The sequence below is a fragment of the Agromyces sp. Leaf222 genome (genome assembly GCF_001421565.1).
Classification (GTDB): domain Bacteria; phylum Actinomycetota; class Actinomycetes; order Actinomycetales; family Microbacteriaceae; genus Agromyces.
In genome coordinates, this window is the sequence record NZ_LMKQ01000001.1 from 2,493,842 (window position 1) to 2,518,913 (window position 25,072).

General features: G+C 71.2%; 24 protein-coding genes. 5 read left to right on the forward strand and 19 right to left on the reverse strand.

All coding sequences use genetic code 11. The features are described 5' to 3' along the window. Position 1: 1 nt before the first annotated feature. The 13 genes from leuA to hrcA all read right to left on the reverse strand — a co-directional run bounded on the left by leuA (position 2) and on the right by hrcA (position 13,355). Entirely contained in the window at positions 2-1,774 is a 1,773-nt protein-coding gene (gene leuA / locus ASE68_RS11085; protein WP_055858385.1) for a 2-isopropylmalate synthase, read from the reverse strand. A 258-nt stretch (positions 1,775-2,032) separates the two neighbouring features. Next, positions 2,033-3,427 (reverse strand): ABC transporter permease, encoded by a 1,395-nt coding sequence (locus tag ASE68_RS11090; RefSeq protein WP_055858389.1) that lies wholly within the window; start codon positions 3,425-3,427, stop codon positions 2,033-2,035. After that, the gene (locus tag ASE68_RS11095; protein WP_055858392.1) at positions 3,424-4,185 is read right to left on the reverse strand and encodes an ABC transporter ATP-binding protein; all 762 of its coding nucleotides are present in this window, start codon (positions 4,183-4,185) and stop codon (positions 3,424-3,426) included. Before ASE68_RS11095 ends, ASE68_RS11090 begins: the two co-directional genes overlap by 4 nt. 59 nt (positions 4,186-4,244) lie before the next feature. Beyond that, complete coding sequence (locus ASE68_RS11100) at positions 4,245-4,928, reverse strand: response regulator transcription factor (protein ID WP_055858395.1); 684 nt, start codon at positions 4,926-4,928, stop codon at positions 4,245-4,247. Next, positions 4,925-6,112: a sensor histidine kinase gene (locus ASE68_RS11105; protein WP_235480837.1), complete on the reverse strand. Its 1,188-nt coding sequence runs from the start codon at positions 6,110-6,112 to the stop codon at positions 4,925-4,927. The genes ASE68_RS11100 and ASE68_RS11105 overlap by 4 nt, the downstream gene beginning before the upstream one ends. A gap of 130 nt (positions 6,113-6,242) precedes the next feature. Further along, complete coding sequence (era, locus tag ASE68_RS11110) at positions 6,243-7,136, reverse strand: GTPase Era (RefSeq protein ID WP_235480838.1); 894 nt, start codon at positions 7,134-7,136, stop codon at positions 6,243-6,245. Beyond that, positions 7,129-8,445: a hemolysin family protein gene (locus ASE68_RS11115; protein WP_055858402.1), complete on the reverse strand. Its 1,317-nt coding sequence runs from the start codon at positions 8,443-8,445 to the stop codon at positions 7,129-7,131. The genes era and ASE68_RS11115 overlap by 8 nt, the downstream gene beginning before the upstream one ends. Positions 8,446-8,447: 2 nt before the next feature. Continuing rightward, complete coding sequence (ybeY, locus tag ASE68_RS11120; protein ID WP_055858403.1) at positions 8,448-8,909, reverse strand: rRNA maturation RNase YbeY; 462 nt, start codon at positions 8,907-8,909, stop codon at positions 8,448-8,450. Beyond that, complete coding sequence (locus ASE68_RS11125) at positions 8,906-9,928, reverse strand: PhoH family protein (RefSeq protein ID WP_235480912.1); 1,023 nt, start codon at positions 9,926-9,928, stop codon at positions 8,906-8,908. The genes ybeY and ASE68_RS11125 overlap by 4 nt, the downstream gene beginning before the upstream one ends. Positions 9,929-10,055: 127 nt before the next feature. Continuing rightward, on the reverse strand, positions 10,056-10,412 hold the full coding sequence (locus ASE68_RS11130; protein WP_055858407.1) for an HIT domain-containing protein: 357 nt from the start codon (positions 10,410-10,412) through the stop codon (positions 10,056-10,058). A 24-nt stretch (positions 10,413-10,436) separates the two neighbouring features. Next, positions 10,437-11,171: a 16S rRNA (uracil(1498)-N(3))-methyltransferase gene (locus ASE68_RS11135; protein ID WP_055858410.1), complete on the reverse strand. Its 735-nt coding sequence runs from the start codon at positions 11,169-11,171 to the stop codon at positions 10,437-10,439. A gap of 11 nt (positions 11,172-11,182) precedes the next feature. Beyond that, positions 11,183-12,286: a molecular chaperone DnaJ gene (gene dnaJ / locus ASE68_RS11140; RefSeq protein WP_055858413.1), complete on the reverse strand. Its 1,104-nt coding sequence runs from the start codon at positions 12,284-12,286 to the stop codon at positions 11,183-11,185. Positions 12,287-12,332: 46 nt separating this feature from the next. Continuing rightward, entirely contained in the window at positions 12,333-13,355 is a 1,023-nt protein-coding gene (hrcA, locus tag ASE68_RS11145; RefSeq protein ID WP_055858416.1) for a heat-inducible transcriptional repressor HrcA, read from the reverse strand. A 190-nt stretch (positions 13,356-13,545) separates the two neighbouring features. On the opposite strand from hrcA, the gene ASE68_RS11150 reads away from it, so the two are divergent. Further along, positions 13,546-14,007, forward strand: a complete 462-nt coding sequence (locus ASE68_RS11150; RefSeq protein WP_055858418.1) for a DUF4870 domain-containing protein — start codon at positions 13,546-13,548, stop codon at positions 14,005-14,007. A gap of 120 nt (positions 14,008-14,127) precedes the next feature. Further along, positions 14,128-14,508 (forward strand): DUF4870 domain-containing protein, encoded by a 381-nt coding sequence (locus ASE68_RS11155; protein WP_055858421.1) that lies wholly within the window; start codon positions 14,128-14,130, stop codon positions 14,506-14,508. Between the two features lie 6 nt (positions 14,509-14,514). Here ASE68_RS11155 and hemW read toward each other — a convergent pair whose 3' ends face one another. From hemW to lepA, 3 genes are read right to left on the reverse strand one after another with little or no spacing between them, the layout of a single operon-like run. Further along, positions 14,515-15,741, reverse strand: a complete 1,227-nt coding sequence (hemW, locus tag ASE68_RS11160) for a radical SAM family heme chaperone HemW (protein WP_055858428.1) — start codon at positions 15,739-15,741, stop codon at positions 14,515-14,517. A 2-nt stretch (positions 15,742-15,743) separates the two neighbouring features. After that, on the reverse strand, positions 15,744-16,394 hold the full coding sequence (locus ASE68_RS11165) for a DUF1990 family protein (protein WP_055858431.1): 651 nt from the start codon (positions 16,392-16,394) through the stop codon (positions 15,744-15,746). A gap of 11 nt (positions 16,395-16,405) precedes the next feature. Then, a complete protein-coding gene (gene lepA / locus ASE68_RS11170; protein WP_055858433.1) occupies positions 16,406-18,259 on the reverse strand; it encodes a translation elongation factor 4 in 1,854 nt (617 codons plus the stop codon). Between the two features lie 81 nt (positions 18,260-18,340). Between lepA and ASE68_RS11175 the strand changes: the two genes are divergently transcribed. The 3 genes from ASE68_RS11175 to rpsT all read left to right on the forward strand — a co-directional run bounded on the left by ASE68_RS11175 (position 18,341) and on the right by rpsT (position 20,676). Beyond that, positions 18,341-19,585 carry a sensor histidine kinase gene (locus ASE68_RS11175; protein WP_055858435.1) on the forward strand — a complete coding sequence of 415 codons (1,245 nt, stop codon included), beginning with the start codon at positions 18,341-18,343 and terminating at the stop codon, positions 19,583-19,585. After that, the gene (locus ASE68_RS11180) at positions 19,582-20,244 is read left to right on the forward strand and encodes a response regulator transcription factor (protein WP_304439085.1); all 663 of its coding nucleotides are present in this window, start codon (positions 19,582-19,584) and stop codon (positions 20,242-20,244) included. The genes ASE68_RS11175 and ASE68_RS11180 overlap by 4 nt, the downstream gene beginning before the upstream one ends. 171 nt (positions 20,245-20,415) lie before the next feature. After that, complete coding sequence (gene rpsT / locus ASE68_RS11185) at positions 20,416-20,676, forward strand: 30S ribosomal protein S20 (RefSeq protein ID WP_055858437.1); 261 nt, start codon at positions 20,416-20,418, stop codon at positions 20,674-20,676. A 120-nt stretch (positions 20,677-20,796) separates the two neighbouring features. Here the strand turns inward: rpsT and holA are convergent, their stop codons facing one another. The 3 genes from holA to ASE68_RS11200 are packed head-to-tail and all read right to left on the reverse strand — an operon-like array spanning position 20,797 to position 25,037. Next, positions 20,797-21,840 (reverse strand): DNA polymerase III subunit delta, encoded by a 1,044-nt coding sequence (gene holA / locus ASE68_RS11190; protein WP_055858440.1) that lies wholly within the window; start codon positions 21,838-21,840, stop codon positions 20,797-20,799. 23 nt (positions 21,841-21,863) lie between these two features. After that, positions 21,864-24,317 (reverse strand): ComEC/Rec2 family competence protein, encoded by a 2,454-nt coding sequence (locus tag ASE68_RS11195; protein WP_055858443.1) that lies wholly within the window; start codon positions 24,315-24,317, stop codon positions 21,864-21,866. Next, the gene (locus tag ASE68_RS11200) at positions 24,318-25,037 is read right to left on the reverse strand and encodes a ComEA family DNA-binding protein (RefSeq protein WP_055858446.1); all 720 of its coding nucleotides are present in this window, start codon (positions 25,035-25,037) and stop codon (positions 24,318-24,320) included. Positions 25,038-25,072 lie beyond the last annotated feature (35 nt).

The following is a 25,072-nucleotide window of genomic DNA, read 5'->3' on the forward strand; positions in this document are numbered from 1 at the left end:
CTCAGACGCCGACGGCCTCGAGTTCGTCGATCGCGACGTGCGAGCGGATCGCGCGGTTGACGGCCGAGACCACGGCCTTCAGCGACGCCGTGGAGATGTCGGCGTCGATGCCGACGCCCCAGAGCGTGCGGTCGCCGACCTGGCACTCGACGTACGCCGCAGCGACGGCGTCGCCGCCGGCCGACATGGCGTGCTCGCTGTAGTCGAGCACGCGCACCTCGACACCCTCGGCGCCGAGCACCGACAGGAACGCCGCGATGGGCCCGTTGCCGCTGCCCTCGGCGTCGACGCGCTCGTCGCCGTCGCGGAGGCCGACGCGCACGCGCACCTCGCCCGTGAGGTCGCTCTCGGTGCGCAGCGACAGCAGCTCGAAGCGCCCCCACTTGTCATCGGGCCGCTCGGCGGGTGCCGGCAGGTACTCGTCGGTGAAGACGCGCCAGATCTCGTCGCTCGAGACCTCGCCGCCCTCTTCGTCGGTCTTGGCCTGCACGACGCCCGAGAACTCGATCTGGAGGCGACGCGGCAGGTCGAGCGCGTGGTCGTTCTTCAGCAGGTAGGCGACGCCGCCCTTGCCCGACTGCGAGTTCACGCGGATGACCGCCTCGTAGCTGCGACCGAGGTCGCGCGGATCGACGGGCAGGTACGGCACGGCCCACTCGAGGTCGTCGACGGTCGCACCGCGGCGCTCGGCCTCGGCGGCCATGGCCTCGAAGCCCTTCTTGATCGCGTCCTGATGCGAACCCGAGAACGCGGTGTAGACGAGGTCGCCGGCCCACGGGTGCCGCTCGGGCACCGGCAGCTGGTTGCAGTACTCCACCGTGCGCTTGACCTCGTCGATGTCGGAGAAGTCGATCTGGGGGTCGATGCCCTGCGTGAACAGGTTGACGCCGAGCGCGACGAGGTCGACGTTGCCCGTGCGCTCGCCGTTGCCGAACAGGCATCCCTCGATGCGGTCGGCGCCGGCCAGGTAGCCGAGCTCGGCCGCGGCGATCGCCGTGCCGCGGTCGTTGTGCGGGTGCAGCGACAGGAGCACGTTCTCGCGGTGCGCGAGGTTGCGGCTCATCCACTCGATCGAGTCGGCGTAGACGTTCGGGGTCGTCATCTCGACCGTGGCGGGCAGGTTGATGATGACCTTGCGCTCGGGCGTCGGCTCGAAGATCTCGATGACCTGGTTGCACACGTCGACGGCGAACTCGAGCTCGGTGCCGGTGTAGCTCTCGGGCGAGTACTCGTAGTACACGTCGGTGCCGACGACCGTCGCCTCCATCTCACGGCACTTGCGCGCGCCGTGCAGGGCGATGTCGATGATGCCCTGCCGATCGGTGCGGAAGACGACCTCGCGCTGCAGGATGCTCGTCGAGTTGTAGAGGTGCACGATGGCCTGCTTCGCGCCCTTGATCGACTCGTACGTGCGCTCGATGAGGTGGTCGCGCGCCTGCGTCAGCACCTGGATCGTCACATCGTCGGGGATCGCGCCCTCTTCGATGAGGCTGCGCACGAAGTCGAAGTCGGTCTGGCTCGCGCTCGGGAACCCGACCTCGATCTCCTTGTAGCCCATGCTGACGAGCAGGTCGAACATGATGCGCTTGCGCTCGGGGCTCATCGGGTCGATGAGCGCCTGGTTGCCGTCGCGCAGGTCGACAGCGCACCAGCGCGGTGCGACCTCGATGCGCTTGGACGGCCACGTGCGATCGGGCAGGTCGACGACGATCTGCTCGTGGAAGGGGCGGTACCGGTGAACGGGCATCGCCGACGGCTTCTGGGTGTTCTTCATGAGGTGCTTCTCTCGCTTCGCGGATGATTCAGCCGACGACGAACTCCGCAGCGAGGGAGGCCTGAGAACTAGGACTCGCTGCGGCAGCTAAGGAGAAGCAGGCCGTAAGACACGCACCAAGGCTAACACTGCGACGGGCCCGCGCGCACGACACGGCGGACGGACGCCTCCCCCGAGGCCTCCGTCCGCCGTGTTCCCCCGCCTTCGCACCCCCGTGCGAAGGCCCATCTCCGCGCCCGCCCTCGGCAGGCGCGGGGTCTAGTCGATCGCGAGCGCGACCACCGGCGACACGCGCGCCGCACGCCGCATCGGAGCGACGGATGCCGCGAGCGTGAGCACTGCGGCAGCGCCCACGACGATCGCGACGATCGGCCACGGGATCACCGGGGCGACGATGCCAGGACCGCTGCCGACCGAGCCGAGGATCGACTGCGCGCCGACCCAGCCGTACGCGATGCCGAGCACCAGGCCCGTGAGCGTCGCCGCCACCGTCAGCGCCGCGGCCTCGACGAGCACCATGACCCTGATCTGCCGCCGATCGAAGCCCAGCGCGCGCAGCAGACCCAGCTCGCGCGTGCGCTGCATGACGCTGATCGACAGGGTGTTCACCAGCCCGACGGCCGCGATCACGGCGCTGAAGCCGATGAGCGTCGAGAACACCGCGACCGTGCCGTCGATCACCGGGCCGAGGGCGTCCTGCATCTCGGGCCGGTTCGCGGTCGCGACCAGCACCATGGCGCGATAGGTCTCCATCGTGACCGCGAAGGTCGTGACGAGCGTGACGCCGATCACGAGGCCGATGGTCATGCGCGCTGAGCGTTCGGGGTGGCGCACGGCGTTCTCGGCCGCGAGCCGCGCCGCTGGGCGGTCGCCGAACCAGCGGCCGACGAACCTGAGCACCGGCGGCATCACGCGGTGCGCCGCGAGCACGATCGCCGTGAACGAGAGGATGCCGCCGAGGAGCCCGATCAGCACGCCCTCGGGGCGCACGAGCCCCACGATCACGCCGAGCGCGAGGAGTCCGACGCCGAGGATGCCGAGGGTCCAGGCCACGATCGCACGGCCCTTGCGCGAGGACACCTCGTCGAAGTCGGCCTCGGTGGCGTTGCCCAGCGCCTGCGCCGGTCGCACCGAGAGCACCCGGCGCGACCCCGTCCACGCGGCGAGCCACGTGGTGACCACGACGGCGACCATCGGCACGAGCAGCAGCGGGTCGACGAGCGAGTACTCCACGCGGGGAATGCTGCCCTGCGCCATGCCGATCTCGGCGATGCCCCAGGCGGCGGCCGACCCGACCAGGGCGCCGAGCGCGGCGCCGGCGAGCCCGATGAGCAGGCCCTCGCGGGCGATCGTCGCCCGCTGCGCCCGGGCGCTCGAACCGATGAGCCGGAGCAGCGCGATCAGGCGCGTGCGACCGGCCACGACCGTCGCGACGGTGTTCGCCGTCACCACCGCACTGACGTAGACGGCGATCGTGATGAACACGCTCGCCACGAGCGCGAGCACGAGCTGCACCGTGCCGCTCTCGGAGAGGCCGTCCTCCGAGGTGATGACGGCGGCCAGGATGCCGGTGATCTGCAGCAGGGCGACGCCGAACGCCGCGGCCAGGGAGGCCACGAGCAGCGTCGGCAGGAGGTCCTTCAGCCTGGTCATGCCGCCGTCTCCATCGCGAGCATGTACGAGCTGATCTCCTCGGGCGTGGACCGAGCGGCGTCGCGCACGATGCGCCCATCGGCGAGGAACAGGATCCGGTCGGCGTGGCTCGCGGCGATGGGGTCGTGGGTCACCATCGCGATCGACTGCCCGTAGCGCGACGATGCGGAGGCCAGCAGGGCCAGCACCTCGCGACCGGTGCGCGAATCGAGGTTGCCGGTCGGCTCGTCGGCGAAGACGAGGTCGGGCCGCGTCGCGAGCGCACGCGCGATGGCGACCCGCTGCTGCTGTCCGCCCGAGAGCTCGTGGGGGCGGTGCCGCACGCGGCCGGCGAGGCCGAGCGTGTCGAGGAGCTCGTCGATCCACGCCTGCTCGTCCTTCGTCGGGCGTCGGCCGTCGAGCTCGAACGGCAGCACCACGTTGCCGCGCACGTCGAGCGTGGGCACGAGGTTGAACGACTGGAAGACGAACCCGATCCGCCGCCGGCGGAGCACCGTGAGCTCGCCGTCGGGCAGGTCGGTGATGTCCGTGTCACCGAGCCACACCCGACCCGACGTCGGCGAGTCGAGGCCGGCCATGATGTGCATCAGCGTCGACTTGCCCGAACCCGAGGGGCCCATGATCGCGGTGAACTCGCCGCGGCGGAGGCCGAGCGAGACGTCGTCGAGGGCGGCGACCGCGCCGGGGCCGGTGCCGTACCGCTTTCCCAGGTTGGTGACGCGCGCGATGAGTCCGAGGTCTGAAGGTTGGATCTGCATGCCTTCGACGCTACGGAGACCGCCCCTGCCCGGTCATCCGGCCATGGGATGGCCGGCCGTCATCCTGCAGGATGATCGGGCATGCCGAGGTCGTGCTCGTAGGCGAACACGACGAGCTGCACGCGATCGCGCAGGCCGAGCTTCGCGAGGATGCGGCTCACATGCGTCTTCACCGTCGCCTCGGACAGGAACTCCGATGCCGCGATCTCCGAGTTCGAGAGCCCGCGAGCTGCGAACCCGAAGATCTCGCGCTCGCGCGGCGTCAGCTCCGACCACGTCGCCGGGGCCGGGCGACGGCCGCTGCCCCTCGCGAGATGCGCGAACAGCTCTCGCGTGGCGCTCGCGGCGATCACCTGGTTGCCCTGGTGCACCGTGCGGATCGCCGCGAGCAGGAACTCGGGGTCCGCGTCCTTCAGCACGAACCCGCTCGCCCCGGCGCGGATGGCGCGGGCGGCGTTCTCGTCGAGGTCGAACGTCGTGAGCACGAGGATCCTCGGTGCCGCTCGGCCGTCGCGCTCGGCCTCCGCGAGGATGCGCTCGGTCGCCTGGATGCCGTCGAGCACCGGCATCCGCACGTCCATGAGCATCACGTCGGGCCTGGTCGTCGCGGCGAGGGCGACGCCGGAGGGGCCGTCGCCGGCCTCGCCGACGACCTCGAGATCGGGCTGGGACTCGACGAGCATGCGCACCCCTGAGCGGAACAGTGCCTGGTCGTCGACGAGGGCGACGCGGATGCCGCTCATGGTTGGCTCCTCGGTTGTGCGGGAATCCTCGCGACGACGTGGAACACCCCGTCGACGCCGGGTTCGGCGGCGAGCGTGCCGCCGACCAGTTGGGCGCGCTCGCGCATGCCCGTGATGCCGTGGCGGGCCCCGGTCGGGGTCGGCCCGCCCGCGGCATCCGCCTGGATGCGATTCGAGATCGCGAGCGCGAGGCCGTCGACCGCCCAGTCGAGGCGCACCTCGACCGGCTCGGCGGTGTCGCCGTGCCGGAGGGCGTTCGTGAGCGCCTCCTGCACGATGCGGTACACCGCGATCTGGTGGCCGGTGCCGAGCTCGCGCGGCTCCCCCGTCTCGAAGCGCTGCACGTCGAGCCCCGCCGCGACCACGCCGTCGATCAACTCGCCGAGGTCGTCGAGCACGGGCTGTGGCGCGCCGCCCTCGCGGTGCCGCAGTTCGGCGAGCAGCACCCGCACGTCGCCGAGCGCACCGCGCGCGACGCCCGAGATCGTCGAGAGGGCCTCGGATGCCGCGTCGGGGCGGGTCCGCGCCGCGAACCGCGCTCCGTCGGCCTGGGCGATGACCACGGCCAGCGAATGCGCGACGACGTCGTGCATGTCCCTCGCGATGCGGTTGCGCTCCTGCTCGACCGTGTAGCGGTACTCGGCGAGGGCGCGCTCACGGTTCGCGACCTCCTCGCGCCGACGCACCTCGCGGCCCTCGCGCACCGAGCGCGCGAGCAGTCCGGCCGTCCAGGCCAGCACGAGCACCGCGAGCGAGGCGACGAGGATGAACGCGGCCGCGAACAGGTTCTGCGGCGTGAGGCCGCCCGTGCCGCCGAAGACCGGCATGAGCACCTGCAGGTAGACGGTCGCGATGAGCGCGCCGGCACCCGCCGACACGAGTCCGAGCCACTTCACGAGCCGGCCGCCGTGCGCGGCGGTCGAGTAGAGCACGCCGAGCACCGCGAAGTCGTAGAACTGCAGGTCGCGGAGCGCGGCCATCTGCACGGTCGCCCCCGCCCACGCGATGCCGAGCGACCATGCCGGCGACAGCCGTCGCACCGCGAGGGCGCCGACGAAAAGCACCATGGCGGCGAGGTCGGCCCAGTTGCCCATCAGCGCGAACGGCAGCGCCATCAGGCCGAAGACCACCGCGAGCACGATGTCGGTCGTCAGCTTCGCGCGACTGATTCGGTTCTCGGGCACCGATCCACCGTACGCGCTGCATGCGCCGGATGCCGCGTCAGCCGTCGCGAATCATCCTCGAGTCGTACACGGCGGGCCACCGCGGCCCGGGCGCCCTCGCACGCCGCTGTCCGCCGCAGGTCGCGCCGGGTCAGAACCCGAGGCGACCGAGCAGCTTCGGATCGCGCTGCCAGTCCTTCGCGACCTTGATGTGCAGCGCGAGGTACACCTTGCGGCCGAGCAGCCCCTCGATCTGCGTGCGCGCCGTGGCCCCGACCTCGCGCAGCCGCGACCCGCCCTTGCCGATGATGATGCCCTTCTGGCTGTCGCGTTCGACGTAGAGGTTCGCGTAGATCTCGAGCAGGTCCTTGTCTTCTCGCTCGACCATGTCCTCGACGACGACCGCGATCGAGTGCGGCAGCTCGTCGGTGACGCCCTCGAGCGCCGCCTCGCGGATGAACTCGGCGATGCGCTCCGACGTGTCCTCGTCGGTCAGGGTCTCGGCCGGGTAGAGCGGCTGGCTCGACGTCGGGAGCAGCACCAGCAGCTCATCGATGAGCACGTCGAGCTGCTCGCCGCGCGGCGCGGACACCGGGATGACGGACGCCCACTCGCGCAACTGCGACACCGCGAGCAGCTGCTCGGCGACCTTCGCCTTCGACGCGGCATCCGTCTTGGTGACGATGGCGACCTTCTTCGCGCGCGGGTACTGGTCGAGCTGCTCGTTGATGAACCGGTCGCCGGGGCCGATCGGCTCGTTCGCCGGAACGCAGAACGCGATGACGTCGACGTCGCCGAGGGTCGACTGCACGAGCGAGTTCAGGCGCTCGCCGAGCAGGGTGCGCGGGCGGTGCAGGCCGGGCGTGTCGACGAGGATCAGCTGCCCGTTCTCACGGTGCACGATGCCCCGGATCGCGCGACGCGTGGTCTGCGGCTTCGAGCTCGTGATCGCCACCTTCTCGCCGACGAGCGCGTTCGTCAACGTCGACTTGCCGACGTTCGGGCGCCCAACGAACGAGACGAATCCTGCGCGGTACTCAGCCACGGTGCTTCCTTCCATCGGCGTCCCCGGACTCGAACGCCAGCTGGGCGTCGATCAGGGACTGATCGCGCTCGACGAGGATCGTCGAGATGCGCTTCCTGCGGCCCTCGGTGCGCTCGGCACGGAGGACGAGTCCTGAGACGACGGCCTGCTCGCCCGGTTGGGCGAGTCGGCCGAGTTCCTTCGCGAGCAGGCCGCCGGCGGAGTCGACGTCCTCGTCATCGAGCTCGAGCCCGAAGAGCTCGCCGAGCTCGTCGATCGGCAACCTGGCGTTGACGCGGAACCGGCCGGGGCCGAGCTCCTCGATCTGCGCGGCCTCGCGGTCGTACTCGTCGGAGATGTCGCCGACGAGCTCCTCGATGACGTCTTCGAGCGTCACGAGGCCGGCGATGCCGCCGTACTCGTCGACGACCATCGCGAGGTGGTTCGACTCGAGCTGCATCTGCCGCAGCAGCGCATCGGCCTTCATGGAGTCGGGCACGAACACGGCAGGGCGGGCCAGCTCGCCGACCGTGAGGTCGGCCGCGTCGAGCGGTCGCTCGAATCCGAGGCGTGCGAGATCGCGCAGGTACAGGATGCCGGCGACGTCGTCGGCGTCCTGCTCGATGACCGGGATGCGCGAGTAGCCGGCGTTCAGGAACAACGCCATCGCCTGCGGCAGGTGCGCCGTCGACTCGATGGTGATCATGTCGGTGCGCGGCACCATCACCTCGCGCGCGACGGTGTCGTTGAACTCGAAGATCGAGTGGATGAGTTCGCGGTCGCCCTCTTCGAGCACCTCGAGCTCGGTCGCCTCGTCGACCATGCTGAGCAGCTGCTCTTCACTCGAGACGCCGGCGAACCGGATGCGGCCGGGGGTCACCCGGTTGCCGAGGCTCACGAGCGCGTTCGCGAGCGGGCCGAGCAGCACGCGCAGGAAGTGCACCACGGGAGCAGTGAGCTTCAGCACGACCGCGGCGTGCGCGCGACCGACGCTGCGGGGGCTCGCCCCGACGAGCACGAACGACACCGCCGTCATGATGAGCGCCGACCAGAGCAGCACCCACCACACGTTGTCGAGGAACGAGACGAACGCGAGCGTGACGAGCACGGCCGCCGTCGTCTCGGCGATGATGCGCACGAAGTTGACCGCGTTGACGTGCGCACCCGTGTCGTCGGCGATGGCCAGCAGCGACCGACGCGCACGGGAGCCGAACGAGAGCTCGGTGACATCCGCCCTGCTCGTGGCGCCGAGGGCGGAGTCGACGGCCGCCATGAGACCGCCGAACGCGACGAACACGAATGCCGAGGCGAGGAAGAGCCAGGCCTGCATGGTCAGCGACGACGCTCCTGCATCGTGAAGCCGACGAGGAGGTCGCGCTGCAGGCCGAACATCTCCTTCTCGTCTTCGGGTTCGGCATGGTCGAACCCGAGCAGGTGCAGCATGCCGTGCGTGGTGAGCAGGAGGAGCTCGTCGATGAGCGGATGCCCCGCGGTGCGCGCCTGCGCCTCGGCAACCTGCGGGCACAGCACGACGTCGCCGAGGAGTCCGGGCGGGGCCGGGTTCTCTTCGCTGCCCGGCCGGAGCTCGTCCATCGGGAAGCTCAGCACGTCGGTGGGGCCGGGCTCGTCCATCCACTGCACGTGCAGCTGCTCCATCGCGCCCTCGTCGACCAGCACGATCGCGAGCTCGGCGTCGGCGTGCACGTGCAGCGCGTCGAGCACGTAGACCGCGAGCCGCTGCAGCACCGCCTCGTCGACCTCGACGGCGGATTCGTTGTTGACCTCGATGCTCACGAGTTGGCGCCCCTTCGAGGGAGGTGGTCGCGCGGGCCGGCGTGCCCGCGTCGTTCGGCGCGGTTCGCGAACTCCCGCGCCTGGTCGCGCTCGAAGCGCTGCGCCTGCGCGCGCTGGTCGAACTCGGTGTAGGCGTCGACGATCTGGCCGACGAGCGTGTGACGCACCACGTCCTGGCTCGTCAACGTCGCGAAGTGGATGTCGTCGATGCGGTCGAGGATCCGGGTCACGAGGCGGAGCCCGCTTGCGCCGCCCGGCAGGTCGACCTGCGTGACGTCGCCCGTGACGACCATCTTCGAACCGAAGCCGAGCCGGGTGAGGAACATCTTCATCTGCTCGGGCGTCGTGTTCTGCGCCTCGTCGAGCACGACGAACGAGTCGTTGAGCGTGCGACCGCGCATGTAGGCGAGCGGCGCGACCTCGACCGTGCCCGAGGCGAGGAGCTTCGGAACCATCTCGGGGTCCATCATCTCGTTCAGCGCATCGTAGAGCGGCCGGAGGTACGGATCGATCTTGTCGGTCAGCGTGCCCGGGAGGAACCCGAGACGCTCGCCGGCCTCGACCGCCGGACGAGTCAGGATGATGCGGCTGACCTCCTTGCGCTGCAACGCCTGCACGGCCTTCGCCATGGCGAGGTAGGTCTTGCCCGTGCCGGCCGGGCCGATGCCGAAGACGACGGTGTGCTCGTCGATGGCGTCGACGTAGGCGCGCTGGCCCTCGGTCTTGGGCCGGATCGTCTTGCCCCGCGAGGCGACGATGACCTGGCCGAGCAGTTCGGACGGTCGGGATTCGGGATCGGCGTCGATCATGCGGGCCGAGCTCCTCACTTCGGTGGGTGTCGGATCCTGGCCGGCTCGCACGAGCTCCAGGAGTTCTTCGATCAGACGGCGCACGCGCAGGCGCTCGGAGGCGTCGCCTCGGATGCCGATCTCGTTGCCGCGCACGTGCACCTCGACATCGGGGTACTCGCGCTGGATGGTGGTCAGCAGGCGGTCCTGCGGGCCGAGGAGCCGCACCATGGCGATGCCGTCGATGCTGAGTCGCTCCTCATCGGCGCGCACGGTCGGCGGCACGTCGGCGGGTCGCACCTCGGCTGCGGCCGCCTCGGGCTGCACGTCGTCGCGCTGCGGGTCTTCGCCCTGCGGATCAGCCGCCAAGCGATGCCTCCCCGAGGCCGCCTGCGAGCACATGCGCGTGCACGTGGAAGACGGTCTGGCCGGCCGCGGCGCCCGTGTTGAACACCAGCCGGAACTCGCCGTCGGCGAGATCGGCGGCGACGCCGCGTGCCACCTCGACGAGTTCGGCGAGCAGCGCGGGGTCGCCGGCGGCGAGCTCGACGACGTCGCGGTAGGCGCCGGACTTCGGCGTGACGACGACGTGCACCGGCGCCTTGGGGGCGATGTCGCGGAACGCGATCACGTTCGCCGTCTCGGCGACGACGTCAGCGGGGATCTCGCGCGCGGCGATGCGCTCGAACAAGGTCGGCTCGGCGGTTGCGGTCATGTCTCCATCGTAGCGAGGGATGCCTCACCACCGCCCGAGTCGGGCGTTCAGCACGGCGATCGCGGCGGGGCCGGCGGTCGAGGTGCGCAGGACGGAGTCGCCGAGGCGGACGGCCTCGGCGCCGGCCGCCACCAGACGCTCGATCTCGGCGGGCGCGATGCCGCCCTCGGGGCCGACCACGAGCGCGAGGTCGCGGCCGTCGTCGCGGAGGTCGGTGAGCGGCGTCGCCGCCGTCGGCTCGAGCAGCAGCACACGCACGCCCTCGAGCAGCGCGGGAAGCGCGGCGGTCGCGGTGAGCGGTGCGACCTCGGGCATCCACGGGCGGATCGACTGCTTGGTGGCCTCGCGCACGATGGTCGCCCAGCGGGCCCGGCCCTTCTCGGCCTTCGGCCCCTCCCACCGGGAGACCGACCTGCTCGCCGACCACGGCACGATCGCGTCGACGCCGAGCTCGGTCGCCGCCTGCACCGCCAGCTCGTCGCGATCGCCCTTCGCGAGGGCCTGCACGAGCACGATGCGCGGGCTCGGCGCCGGCGTCGAGGTGACCTCGCCGACCTCGAGCACGAGCTCGCGCGGCGCCGCCTCGACCACGGTCGCCGTGGCCAGCTCGCCACGGCCGTTGCCGACCGAGAGCTGCTCGCCGACGCGCACCCGCGAGACCGTCACCGCGTGCCTGGCCTCGTCGCCGGTCAGGCGCACGAGGTCGCCGGGTGCGGCGCCCGCCAGTTCGAGGCGCTCGTCGAGGTAGAGGTGGCTCATCGGGGCGCCGGTCAGCCGAGGAACTTGTCGCGCAGGCGCGCGAACAGGCCCTGCTGGAAGTGGCTCAGCTCGGGTGCGGGCGCCTTCTTCGACGCCGCGAACTGCTGCACGAGGTCGCGCTCCTTCGTCGAGAGCTTGGTGGGCGTGACCACCTGCACCCCGACGCGGAGGTCGCCTCGGCCGCTGCCGCGGAGCTTGGAGACGCCGCGATCCTTGACGGTGAGGATCTCACCGCTCTGCAGGCCGGGCTTGATCTCGACCTCGACGTCGCCGTCGAGCGCCTCGATCTTCGCCGTCGTGCCGAGGATCGCGTCGGTCATCGACACCGCGAGCGTGGCGAGCAGGTCGTCGCCGTTGCGGCTGAACACGTCGTGGTTCTTGACCTTGATCTCGAGGTAGAGGTCACCGTTGGGGCCGCCGGCCGGGCCCGACTCGCCCGACCCGGGCATCTGCAGCCGCACGCCCGTGTCGACGCCGGCGGGGATGTCGACGGGAACCGTGCGGCGCGCGCGCACCCGGCCCTGGCCCTGGCACGTGACGCACGGCGTCGCGATGACGGTGCCGTACCCGCGGCAGGTGCCGCACGGGCTCGACGTCATGACGTTGCCGAGCAGCGAGCGGACGGCCCGCTGGATCGAGCCCGAGCCGCCGCAGATGTCGCACGTGACGGGCGAGGTGCCCGGCTGGCAGCACGACCCGTTGCAGGTCTGGCACACCACCGCGGTGTCGACCTCGATGTCGCGATGGGTGCCGAAGATGACCTCGTCGAGTCCGACCTCGACGCGGATCAGCGCGTCCTGACCGCGCTCGCGGCGTGAACGGGGGCCCCTGGTCTGCTGCGCGCCACCGAAGAACGTCTCGAAGATGTCGCCGAAGCCGCCGAAGCCCTGCGCCCCGCCGCCGAACCCGCCCTGATCGCCGAGGTCGTACTGCTGGCGCTGCTTGGCGTCGGAGAGCACGTCGTAGGCGTGCGTCACGGACTTGAAGCGCTCGGATGCCTCGGCGCCGGGATTGACGTCGGGGTGCAACTCGCGCGCGAGGCGGCGGTAGGCCTTCTTGATCTCGTCGGGGGTGGCGTCGCGTGAGACGCCGAGGACCTCGTAGTGGTCTGCCACGGAGGGCGTGTCCTTTCGATTGCGGATGCCGGTGGGGGCCGGCTGCTCAGTTCTCGCCGAGCGTGCGGGAGAGGTATCGGGCGACCGCGCGGACGGCCGCCATGCTGTGCGAGTAGTCCATGCGGGTCGGGCCGACGACGCCGAGCCGGGAGATGTCGCGACCCGGGATCTCGAAGGCGCTCGAGAGCACCGAGGTCTCGCCGAGGCCGAACGACGCGTTCTCGCGGCCGATGCGCACGGCGACGGCGTGCTCGTCTGCGGCCATCTCGCCGAAGAGACGGAGCAGCACGACCTGCTCCTCGATGGCCTCGATGACGCCGAGGATCGAGCCCGCGAAGTCCTGCTCGGTTCGCACGAGGTTCGCGGCGCCCGCCACGACCAGGCGATCCTGGCGCTGCGCGCGGGCCTGCTCGGCGAGCGTTGCCGCGAGGGCCTGCAGCACGCGCGCATCGGTCGGCGCGACGTCGGCGAACTCGCCGGACAGCGACTCCGCGGCATCCGCCATGGCCCGATTGCCGGCGAGCTCGTTCAACCGCGAACGGTACGACGCGAGCGTGGCCTCGTCGACCGCGGCCGGGAGCTCGGCGACGCGCTGCTCGACCTGACCGGAGTCGGTGATGAGGATGCACAGCACGCGGTCGGGCGCGAGCGAGACGAGCTCGACGTGCCGGACACGGGCGCTGCCGAAGCTCGGGTACTGCACGACCGCGAGCTGCTTGGTCAGCTGCGCGACGAGGCGAACCGTGCGCGCGAGGAGCTCGTCGAGGTCGCTCGACTCGCCGAGGAACGTCTCGATGGCGAGCCGCTGCGCCCGGGTCATGGGACGGACGTCGGTGAGTTGGTCGACGAAGACCCGATAGCCCTTGTCGGTCGGGATGCGGCCCGACGACGTGTGCGGGGCCGCGATGAGCTCCTCCTCTTCGAGGAGGGCCATGTCGTTGCGGATCGTCGCGGCCGAGACGCCGAACGAATGCCGCTCGACGATGGCCTTCGAGCCCACGGGTTCGCGGGAGGCGACGTAGTCCTGCACGATCGCCCTGAGGACGGCGAGGCTGCGTTCGGAGACCATGTCCCTCGCTTTCTCGGCGGTGTTGGCACTCAGCAGACGTGAGTGCCAATCATACCGCTCAACTCAGGGTAATCCCCATTGCCGACGCTCGTGCCCGACGCTACCGTGGGCATGTTCCGCGACACACCAAGACGCGACCCCCCACCCCTCGCGGCAGCGGAACAGTCCTCGACGCCTGAAAGGCACGAACATGTCAGATCCCAACGCAGGCCCGTCCGATCCGAACGTGCCGCCCACGCCCCCGCAGCAGCCGGCAGCCCCCCAGCCCGCAGCCCAGCCCGCCGCGGCGCAGCCCGGCGCGCCGCTCTCGCGCGAGCAGGACGTGCAGTGGGGCTCGTTCGCCCACCTCGGCGGCATCCTCGGATTCCTGCCGTCGCTCATCATCTGGCTCGTCTTCAAGGACCGCGGCCAGTTCACCGACACCGAGGCGAAGGAAGCGCTCAACTTCCAGATCACCCTGGTCTTCGCCCAGATCGCGATCTTCATCCTGACCTCGATCATCACGGTCGTCACGTTCGGCCTCGGCAGCGTGCTCGGCCTGCTCTCGTGGGCCGTCTGGATCGTCGGGGTCGTCTTCTCGATCATCGCGTTCCTCCAGGCGAAGGACGGCCGCAACTACCGCTACCCGTTCGCCATCCGACTCATCAAGTAGTCGCGGCACGCACATCGCCCGCCGTGGGAGCGTCACACTCCCGCGGCGGGCGTTGCTGTGCCAGCATGAAGGCGTCCGCAGTCACCGCGCCGGTTCGGCGCATCCGAACAGGAGAAGACGATGTCCGATCTGCCCCCTCCCCCTCCGCCGCAGAACCCCTACGAGCAGAGCCCGCAGCTCAGCCCGAACGACGAGAAGCTCTGGGCCACGCTCGTGCACATCGGCGGCATCTTCTTCGGCTTCATCCCGGCGCTGATCGGCTACCTGGTCCTCAAGGACAAGGGCCCGTTCGTGCGCGCGCACACCGCGACGGCGCTGAACTTCCAGATCACGATGACGATCGCCGCGATCGTCAGCAGCATCCTCTGGCTCGTGGTCATCGGCATCTTCCTCTCGATCGCCGTGGCCGTCATCGTCGTCGTGTTCAGCATCATCGCCGCCGTCAAGGCCAACCAGGGCGAGGCGTACTCGTACCCGCTCACGATCAAGTTCGTGAGCTGATCGGGCTCAGTCCTCGAGCAGGCGCCGCACCACGGCGTCGGCGAGCAGCCGTCCTCGCCTGGTGAGCGTCAGCCCACCGGCCAGGGCGGCTTTCGCGTCCACGAGCTCGTCGGCGATCAGGCCCGCGACCGCGTGACGACCGCCCGCGTGCAACGACGCGATGTCGATGCCCTCGCGGATGCGCGTGAGCAGCAGCACGCGCTCGGTCTCGCGCGTCGGCGCGTCGAGCACCTCGCGCCCGACCGCGGGCGAGTGCCCGGCGGCGAGCCGCTCGGCGTACGCGGCCGGATGCTTCGCGTTCCACCATCGCACCCCGCCGACGTGGCTGTGGGCTCCCGGCCCGACACCCCACCAGTCGTCGCCTCGCCAGTAGCCGAGGTTGTGCCGGGATCGGTGCGCGGCATCGGTCGCCCAATTGCTGACCTCGTACCACTCGAAGCCGGCCTCGGCGAAGGCGGTGTCGGCCAGCTCGTACATATCGGCTTCGAGGTCGTCGGATGGCTCGGCGAGCTCGCCGCGGCGGATCTGCCTCGCCAGCTTCGTGCCGTCCTCGACGATGAGGGCGTAGGCGCTCACGTGGTCGGGTCGCTCGGCGACGACCGCGTCGACGCTCCGGCGCCAGTCGTCGAGCGACTCCCCCGGCGTGCCGTAGATCAGGTCGAGGCTCACGTCGAGTCCGGCCTCTCGCGCCCAGCGCACGACGAGCGGCACCCGCGCCGGGTCGTGTGTGCGGTCGAGCGCGGCGAGCACGTGCGGAACCGCCGACTGCATGCCGAACGAGACGCGCGTGAACCCGCCCTCGGCGAGCCGGAGCAGGTCTTCGGGGCCGACCGAGTCGGGGTTCGCCTCGGTGGTCACCTCGACGCCCGGCGCGAAGCCGAACTCGTCGCGGACCGCCGCGAGCATGCGCACGAGGTCGTCGGCGGGCAGCAGCGTCGGCGTCCCGCCCCCGAAGAAGACCGTCTCGGCCTCACGCGGCACGACCTCGGATGTCGCGAGCACGCGCCGCGACATCCGGATCTCCTCGATGGCCTGGTCGGCGTAGTCGACCTGGCGGGCGCCGCGGAGTTCGCTGGCCGTGTACGTGTTGAAGTCGCAGTAGCCGCAGCGCACCCGGCAGAACGGCACGTGCACGTAGACGCCGAACGCCCGGTCGCGCGCCCCGACGGCCGCCGTCGCCGGAAGGACGCCGTCGAGCGGTGCCGGCTCGCCGAGCGGCAGCGCGGAACCCACGCCTACACGCCGCCGGCGGGATGCAGTGCGCGCAGCTGCTGCCTGGTCAGTTCGCGCCGACGACGGCGGACGAACGGCGCGAGGACGCGCTTGACGCCTCCGGCCGTCGCACGGAAGGAGCGGATCGTGAGCCACACCGTGTCGTCGTCGCGGCGCTCGAGCACGAACGACTCCTCGCCGCTCTCGAGACCCTCGGCCGTGGTGCCGAACGCGTACCCGACCCGGCCTGGCTCGTCGATGACGTAGACGACGAGCACGGGGGTCTGCTGCGGGCGGAAGCGGCCGCGACGCACCAGCGTGGCCTGCATGCCGGAGGCGATGTACGCGGTGCCGTCTTCGCCGAAGCGATCCTCGGTGCGCGGACCGGGCTGCTCGGCGAGCGGCGCACCCTCGACGTCGTAGACGATGCCGGGGTACTGGGCGCCGGTGCCGGCGGAGACCTCCGTCACCTCGTAGCCCGCGCCGCGCTGGATGCCCCAGGTCATGAGGGCCTCGGCCGCGCGGTCGAAGCGATCGGCACCGCTGCCGAGGCGCACGGTGTCTTCAGCGGGGCGGTATCCGGCGGGCGGGTACCGCATGAGGTCTGGCTCGAGCGTTGCACCGATCGAGCCGTACGTGACGGACTGGTCGGTGAACGTGCTGCGTCGGGTCATCGGCGGGCCTGCTACTTCGCGTCCTTCTTCTCGACATCGCCGCTCAGGGCGGCGATGAACGCCTCCTGCGGGACCTCGACCCGGCCGACCATCTTCATGCGCTTCTTGCCCTCCTTCTGCTTCTCGAGGAGCTTGCGCTTGCGGCTGATGTCACCGCCGTAGCACTTGGCGAGCACGTCTTTTCGCATCGCGCGGATCGACTCGCGCGCGATGATGCGAGCGCCGATCGCAGCCTGGATGGGCACCTCGAACTGCTGGCGAGGGATGAGCTTGCGCAGGCGTCCCGTCATGAGCACGCCGTAGGCGTAGGCCTTGTCGCGGTGCACGATCGCGCTGAATGCGTCGACCTGTTCACCCTGCAGCAGGATGTCGACCTTCACGAGGTCGGCGGCCTGATCGCCGATGGGCTCGTAGTCGAGCGACGCGTAGCCGGCCGTCTTCGACTTCAGCTGGTCGAAGAAGTCGAACACGATCTCGCCGAGCGGGATGTTGTAGCGGATCTCGACCCGGTCTTCGCCGAGGTAGTCCATGCCGAGCAGCGAGCCGCGTCGCGACTGGCAGAGCTCCATGATCGTGCCCACGTAGTCCTTGGGCGCGAGGATCGCGGCCTTCACCATCGGCTCGCGCACCTCGGAGATCTTCGCCCCCGTGGGGAACTCGCTCGGGTTCGTGACCGTCACGGTCTTCTTGTCTTCGGTCGTCACCTCGTAGACCACCGAAGGGGCGGTCGCGATGATGTCGAGGTCGAACTCGCGCTGCAGGCGCTCGGTGATGATCTCGAGGTGCAGCAGGCCGAGGAAGCCGGCGCGGAACCCGAAGCCCAGCGCGACCGACGTCTCGGGCTCGTAGACGAGTGCAGCGTCGGAGAGCTTCAGCTTGTCGAGCGCCTCGCGCAGCTCGGGGTAGTCGCTGCCGTCGATCGGGTAGAGGCCCGAGTAGACCATCGGCAGCGGCTCGGTGTAGCCGGGGAGCGCTTCGGTCGCGGGCTTGACCGCGGTGGTGACGGTGTCGCCCACCTTCGACTGACGTACGTCCTTCACGCCGGTGATGAGGTAGCCCACCTCGCCGATGCCGAGGCCCTTCGTGGGCGTCGGCTCTGGCGCGCTCACGCCGATCTCGAGGATCTCGTGAGTGGCCCTCGTCGACATCATCTGGATGCGCTCGCGCGGGTTCAGATGCCCGTCGATCATGCGCACATAGGTGACCACGCCGCGGTAGCTGTCGTAGACGGAGTCGAAGATCATCGCGCGCGGCGGTGCCTCGGCATTGCCGACCGGGGCCGGGATGCGCTCGACGACCCGGTCGAGCAGGTCTTCGACGCCGAGGCCCGTCTTGCCCGAGACGCGCAGCACGTCGGCGGGGTCGCCGCCGATGAGCTCGGCGAGCTCGCGGGCGTACTTGTCGGGATCGGCAGCCGGCAGGTCGATCTTGTTCAGCACCGGGATGATCTCGAGGTCGTTCTCGAGCGCCAGGTAGAGGTTCGCGAGCGTCTGCGCCTCGATGCCCTGCGCGGCGTCGACCAGGAGGATCGCGCCCTCGCAGGCGGCGAGCGAACGCGACACCTCGTAGCTGAAGTCGACGTGGCCGGGGGTGTCGATCATGTTCAGGGCGTACGCGGTGTCGCCGACCTGCCATGGCATGCGCACAGCCTGGCTCTTGATCGTGATGCCGCGCTCGCGCTCGATGTCCATGCGGTCGAGGTACTGAGCGCGCATATCGCGGTCGCTCACCACCCCCGTGATGCCGAGCATGCGGTCGGCGAGCGTCGACTTGCCATGGTCGATGTGCGCGATGATGCAGAAGTTGCGGATCAGCGCGGGATCGGTGGCGGCAGGCACCGGCGGGGTTACGGCTCTCGGAGACATCCTGTCGATTCTCCCACGAGTTGGGTTCGCACTTTCGACGGATGCCGCCCGCAGGCGCCCGCGACTACGCTGACACGCACCATGACCGCGCCCGCAGCCCCCGCTCCACTGCCCTTCATCGACTTCGGGAGGGTCTCGCCGTCGGCCCTCAGGCCCGTGTTCGTCACGCTCCGTTTCGGCCTGCACGTGCTGGTCGTCGGGCTCGCGCTGTTCGTCATGATCCGCGCGCTGCTCGCCGACGACGCGAACGAGGGGGCCATCACGGTCCTGACCGTCGCGTTCCTGGCCTGCTACGCCGCCGGCATCGCGGCCTCGAGCCGCAACCTCCCGCAGTGGGCGCGCGTGCTCTGGCTCACGGCCCTCCTCGCGCTCTGGGCCGGCATGTCGGCGATGACCCCGGATGCCGCGTTCCTCGCGTTCCCACTCTTCTTCCTCGAATTGCACGTGCTGGCCGCTCCCATCGCGGTGCCGCTCGTGATCGTCACGTTCGGCCTCTCGGTGTGGGGCACGGCGAGCCACCTCGGATTCGAGGTGGGCACGATCCTCGGCCCGCTCATCAGCGCGGGCGTCGCGATCGTCATCGGCCTCGGATACCGGGCGATGGCGCAGGAGACGAAGGACCGCCAGGCGCTCATCCTCGACCTCATCGCCACCCGCGAGGAGCTCTCGACGGCCAGCCGCGAGGCCGGAACGCTGGCCGAGCGCGAGCGCATCGCCCGCGAGATCCACGACACCGTGGCGCAGGGGCTCTCGAGCATCCAGATGCTCCTGCACGCCGCCGAACGCGACATCGCCGACGAGCGCACACTCGACAAGCTGAGACTCGCCCGTGAAACGGCCTCCGAGAACCTCGCGGAGACCCGACGCTTCATTCGCGAGCTCAGTCCGCCCTCGCTCGACGAGCAGACGCTGCCCGCCGCGCTCCGACGCCTCGCGGCCGCCGTCGACGAGCAGGCAGCCCAGGCTGGCGCCGCGACCCGCGTCTCGTACTCGACGAGCGGCGATCCCGTGACGCTGCCGATGTCGACCGACGCGACGCTGCTGCGCATCGCGCAGGGCGCGCTCGCGAACGTCTTGCGCCATGCTCGCGCCACGCGCGCCGAACTCACCCTCAGCTACCTCGGCGACGAGGTCGCGCTCGACATCGTCGACGACGGCATCGGCTTCGACCCGACCGCGGTGGCCGCCGATCCCGGTGCCGAACTGCGCTACGGCCTGCGGGCCATGCGCGAGCGCGCCGAACGCGAAGGCGGCTCGATCGAGGTCGAGTCGCACCCTGGCGATGGCACGGCCGTCGCCGTGCGGATCCCCGTGGTGACGGCGTGAGCGGTCCCGTGGACCCGTCCGCCGACGCGGACGGCGAGGCCATTCGACTCCTCATCGCCGACGACCACCCGGTCGTCCGCGCCGGCGTCCGCGCCATGCTCGAGGCCGAGGCCGACCTCGTGGTCGTCGCCGACGTCGCCGGTGCGGATGCCGCGGTCCGCCGTGCCGCCGACGGCGACGTCGACGTCGTGCTCATGGACCTGCAGTTCCCGTCGGACATGCAGGGCGCGGAGGCGACCCGGCACATCCGATCGAAGGACCACGCGCCCCGTGTGCTCGTGCTCACCAACTACGACACCGATGCCGACATCCTGAGCGCGATCGAGGCGGGCGCGAGCGGCTACCTCCTCAAGGACGCGCCGCCGGCCGAGCTCGTCGCGGCGATCCGCGCGGCGGCGACGGGCGAACCGGCGTTCGCCCCCGGCGTCTCGTCCCGCCTCGACGCGAACGACGGCCTCGAGCGGCTGACCGGCCGGGAGGCCGAGGTGCTCGGCCTCGTGGCGAGCGGGTACACGAACCGGGATATCGGGCGCGCGCTGTTCCTCAGCGAGGCGACCGTCAAGTCGCACCTCGTGCACATCTTCGCCAAGCTCGAGGTCGGCTCTCGCACCGCGGCGGTCGCCCGGGCCCGCGACCTCGGCATCATCCGCTCGAGCTGAACGGCCTCCGTCCTGCGTCCCGACCCCGGCGCATTGGTGCCGCGAGCGTGATGCTGGTATCGTTGCCTGTTGGCTTGCGTGTGGGTCCCACCCCGCACGATTCGCCGCGCGAGGCCCCTCTACCTTCGCTCGGCACATCCGGTACCCGCACAAGAACGAAAGACGAACCACGTGGCAAACATCAAGTCGCAGATCAAGCGCATCAAGACGAACCTGAAGGCTCAGGAGCGCAACAAGGCGGTCAAGAGCCAGGTCAAGAGCGCCGTCCGCGCCGCTCGCGAGGCCATCGCTACGGGTGACAAGGACAAGGCCATCGCCGCCGTCCGCGTCGCCGGTCGCAAGCTCGACAAGGCCGCCAGCAAGGGCGTCATCCACAAGAACCAGGCCGCGAACCGCAAGTCGGCCATCGCGAAGCAGGTCGCCGCGCTGTAAAGCACGTCGCCTGATCGAACGCCCCGCACGAGTCGTGCGGGGCGTTCGTCGTTTCACGGGCGCTGGGCCCGGTGTGCGCCGTGGGGTGTGCGCAGAAAGGTCACGACCGTGCGAGGGGGACTACGCGAGGTCGCGGCCGCGCGAGGCGATGACCCCGACGAGCCGCTCGAGGGCGAACACGGGATCGCGCTCGGCTCCCTTGACCGCGGCATCGGTTCGGGCGAGCTGCACGATGGCCTGCTGGAGACCTTCGTCGGTCCACCCGGCGAGGTCGCGCCGTGCGCGGTCGACCTGCCACGGCGCGAGTCCGAGCGACGAGGCGACCCCTGCCCCGCCGCCGCGCACACCGGACACCTTGGCCATGGTGCGGATCTTCATCGCGAAGGCGGCGACCATCGGCACGGGGTCGGCGCCGCTGTCGAGCGCATGCCTGAGCGCGACGAGCGCCTCGCCGTGGCGGCCGGCGATCGCGGAATCGGCGACCTCGAAGGCGTTGGTCTCGACGCGACCGCCGTAGTACTTCGCGACCACGGCCTCGGTGATGTCTCCGGGGGCGTCGGCGAGCAGTTGCCGGCACGCGGCGTCGAGTTCGGCGAGGTCGTCGCTGAAGGCCGCCACGAGTGCGCGCAACGCCCGCGGAGCGATCGAGCGGCCCGCTGCGCGGATCTCGGTCTGCACGAAGTCCTGCTTGTCGGACTCGCGCTTCAGCTCGGCGCACACGATCTCGATGGCCTCGCCGTCGCCGGATCGGATCGCGTCGAGCATCTTCTTGCCGCGGACGCCGCCGCGATGGCGCACGACGACCGTCGTCGACTCGGTCGGCTGGCCCACGAAGTCGACCATGTCGAGGATGAGGTCGTCGGTCGCCTTCTCGGCGCCGTCGATGCGGATCAGCCGCGCCTCGCCGAAGAGCGATGGGCTCGCGAGCGTCAGGAGTTCGCCGCGCTGGTAGCCGTCGCCGGCGATCTCGCTGACCTCGAGATCGGGGTCTTCGGCCCGCAACCGCTCGCGCAGGAGGCTCGAGGCCCGCTCGGCGAGCACGTCTTCTGGACCCGAGATGAGCACGATCGGCGCCGGTCGCACCTGGTTGTAGGTGAGCTGCGGAATCGCCGCCGCCTTCGCCCGCGTGCTGCCACGCGCCGCCCCACCGGATCGAGCCGCCACGGCACCTCCCTTTCGCGTCAAGTCTACGGGCGTGGTGCGACATCCCCGGCGGTGCGCTCGGTCCAGAGGCCGAACCCGCCGCCGTCGTGCGCGGTGAGCAGCGAGGTGCCCGAGCGGTCGCTGCGCACCGGCACGGTGCCCACCCGGGCGAGCAGGTCGAGCAGCCCATCGGTCGGATGGCCGTACCCGTTGTCGGCGCCGACGCCGATGACGCCGACGGTCGCCGAGAGGGCCTCGTAGAGGCGTTCGCTCTGGTCGGCCGAGCCGTGGTGGGCGACCTTCACGAGGTCGACGGGCTCGATCGGCGCCGACGCGAGCAGTCGTGCCTGCGCCTGCTCGCCGAGGTCGCCGAGGAAGATCGCACGCCCGAGATCGCCCTCGAGTTCGAGCACGACGCTGGCGTCGTTGCCGGGCGCCGTGCCGGCGGGCGGCCAGAGCACGCTCCAGCGCGAGTCGCCCAGCACGCCCCGGCGACCCGCTTCGACTTCGACGGCATCCGCACCGGCCGCGAGGAGCGGGTCGAGCACGTTCGAGGAGCGCTCGTCGTCGAGTGGGCCGTGGATCACCGTCGTCACCATGCCGACGACCGCACCGCTGCCCGCGACGTGGTCGGCATCCCAATGGGTGAGCACGAGCAGGTCGATGCGCTCGATGCCCAGCAGGTCGAGGCACCGCCGGAGCGCCGAGGCATCGGGTCCGGTGTCGACGAGCGCGGTCGCCCCCTCTGAGCGCACCAGCACGGCGTCGCCCTGCCCGACGTCGCAGTCCGCGACATCCCACTCCCCCGGGTGTGCCGCCCGCGCGACGGCGGACGGGCCGAGCACGGCGCCGATCGGCACGGCGACGAGCAGCACCAGGAGCACGATCGCCGTGCGGCGCACCATGGGACCGCCGCGGCGATCGAGCAGCAGCCACACGCCGAACACCGTCGCGGCGAGCAGGATGCACGCGCCGCCGGCGTCGGGCAGCCACGGCAGCCGGCCGCCGGGAAGGCCGGCGGCGCCGTGCGCGACGAGGGCGATCCACGATGCGGGAACCCACGCGACCTGCAGGAAGGCGAATCCGACCGACGGCAGGAACGGCAGCAAAAGGCATCCGAGCATGCCCACGACGGTGCCGACCGGTGCCGCGGGTGCGGCGAGGAGGTTCGCCGGAATCCCGTAGACCGCGATCGCCGGGTCGAGCAGGATGAGCACCGGCTGGCACGCCAGTTGCGCCGCGACCGGCACCGCGAGCACCACGGCGAGCGGAGTCGGCATCACGTCGGCGAGGCGAAGGGCCAACGGCCCCGCCAGCAGGAGGAGGCCGGCGGTCGCGGCGGCGGACAACGCGAACCCGTAGTCGCGCGCGAGCCACGGATCCTGCACGAGGAGCACCACCACGGCGACCGACAATGCGGACGTTCCGCCAGCACGCCGCGACGACGCCACGCCGATGAGGATCACGACCGCCATCGCCGCGGCCCGGATGACGCTCGCCTGCGGCGTCACGAGCACGACGAAGCCGGCGAGGGCGACGAGGGCGACGACGACCCGGGTGCGCCGGCCGAGTCCGCACGCGGCGGCGAGACCGAACGCGGCCGCCGTCACGATCGCGCAGTTCGCGCCGGAGACCGCGGTGAGGTGCGTCAGCGAACTCGCCTTCATGGCGGCATCGAGGTCGGCGCCGACCGCCGAGGTGTCGCCGATCGCGAGGCCGGGCACGAGCGCGGCACCGTCGCCGTCGAGGTCGGCCGCGGCATCCGCGAACCCCCGGCGCAGCTCGGCGGCCCACGCGAGCCATGCCGGCGGCCCGGAGACGAGTTCGACGCGGTCGGGCGAGACGAGTCGGAACGCGCTGGCCTCGTCGGTGGACAGCTGCTGCGCGCGTGCGGAGAAGGCGAGGCGCGAACCCCATTCGACGTTCGTCGAGGCGCTCAGCCCGACCGTGACGGGCACGCCGGCCGCGAGGCTGCCGTCGACGCTCACGAGCACGCCGTCGACCCGGACCATCGGCTCGTCGGCGGCCCAGACCGCGGCGCGCATCGGACGTGGCGCCGTCGTCGCCTGCATGACGACGTCGATCGTGCGACGACCCTCCGCGGCGGCGGTCAGGGGCGACCGCTCGCGCTCCGCGAGTCCGGCTGCGGCGGCCGTCGCGGCCAGTGCCGCACCGGATGCCACGACGAGGAGCGTCGCCGCGACGGCGACCACGGCCCGAAGGCTCGGCGCCCGACGGCCGGAACGCGACGCGCTCGCAGCGAGCTCGACACCTGCGTCTCGGTGGCGGGCACCACCGAGGCAGGGCCGGTACCGGTGCCGGTGCCCGTGCCCGTGCCGCAGCGCCACGCATCCGAGCACCCCGACCGCGACGATCGCGAGGCCCCAGAGCGCCGCGGCCGTCATCCATGCGCTCACGCCGAGCCCCGGCGCACCGACCGCCGCCCACGCGGCGGCCCACGCCGCGCACGCGGGCAGCAGCATCCGCAGGTCGTGCACTCAGAGCGCCACGAGTTCGGCGAGCCCGGCGAACACGGCGTCGCCGATGCCCGTCACGTCGAGCAGCTGGTCGACGCTCGTGAACGGCCCGTTCGCCTCGCGGTAGTCGAGGATGCGCTGCGCGAGGGCGGGGCCGATGCGCGGCAGGGTGTCGAGCTCGGCGACGCCGGCCGTGTTCAGGTGCACGAGTCCATCGGATGCGCCGCCGCCACCGGCCGCCCCGCCGGGCCCGGGCCCGGCGACGGGCGCCTCGCCGATCGCGAACACGACGAGTTGCTCGCCGTCGACGACGGGTCTGGCGAGGTTCACGCCCGCGGGATCGGCATCGGCCGTGAACCCTCCGGCCGCGGCGACCGCATCGACCACGCGCGCGCCGTCGTCGAGCTCGACGAGACCGGGCCGGGTGACCGCGCCGAGCACGTGCACGAGCAGGGGCAGCGGTTCGCCGACCGCGCCGCCCGCCGAGTCGTCGCCGCTCGATGGATCCACCGCGTCGGTCGTACCGCCGCCCGCACCCGCTCCCGAGACCGATGAGCCGCCGATGACCTCCTGCGACCCGCCCCCGCCCGACGCGAACGAGATGACGGCGGCCGCGGCGACGGCCGCGACGAAGAGCACGACGGCGGCGCCCACGGCGATGCGGACGCGGGGCCCCGCGCGTCGCGCGGCGGGATCGAGCGCGTCGAGCGCATCACGGGCATCGAGCGGTTCGGCGGGCATGCCCGCACGCTATCGACGCCCGGGAACGGGAAACG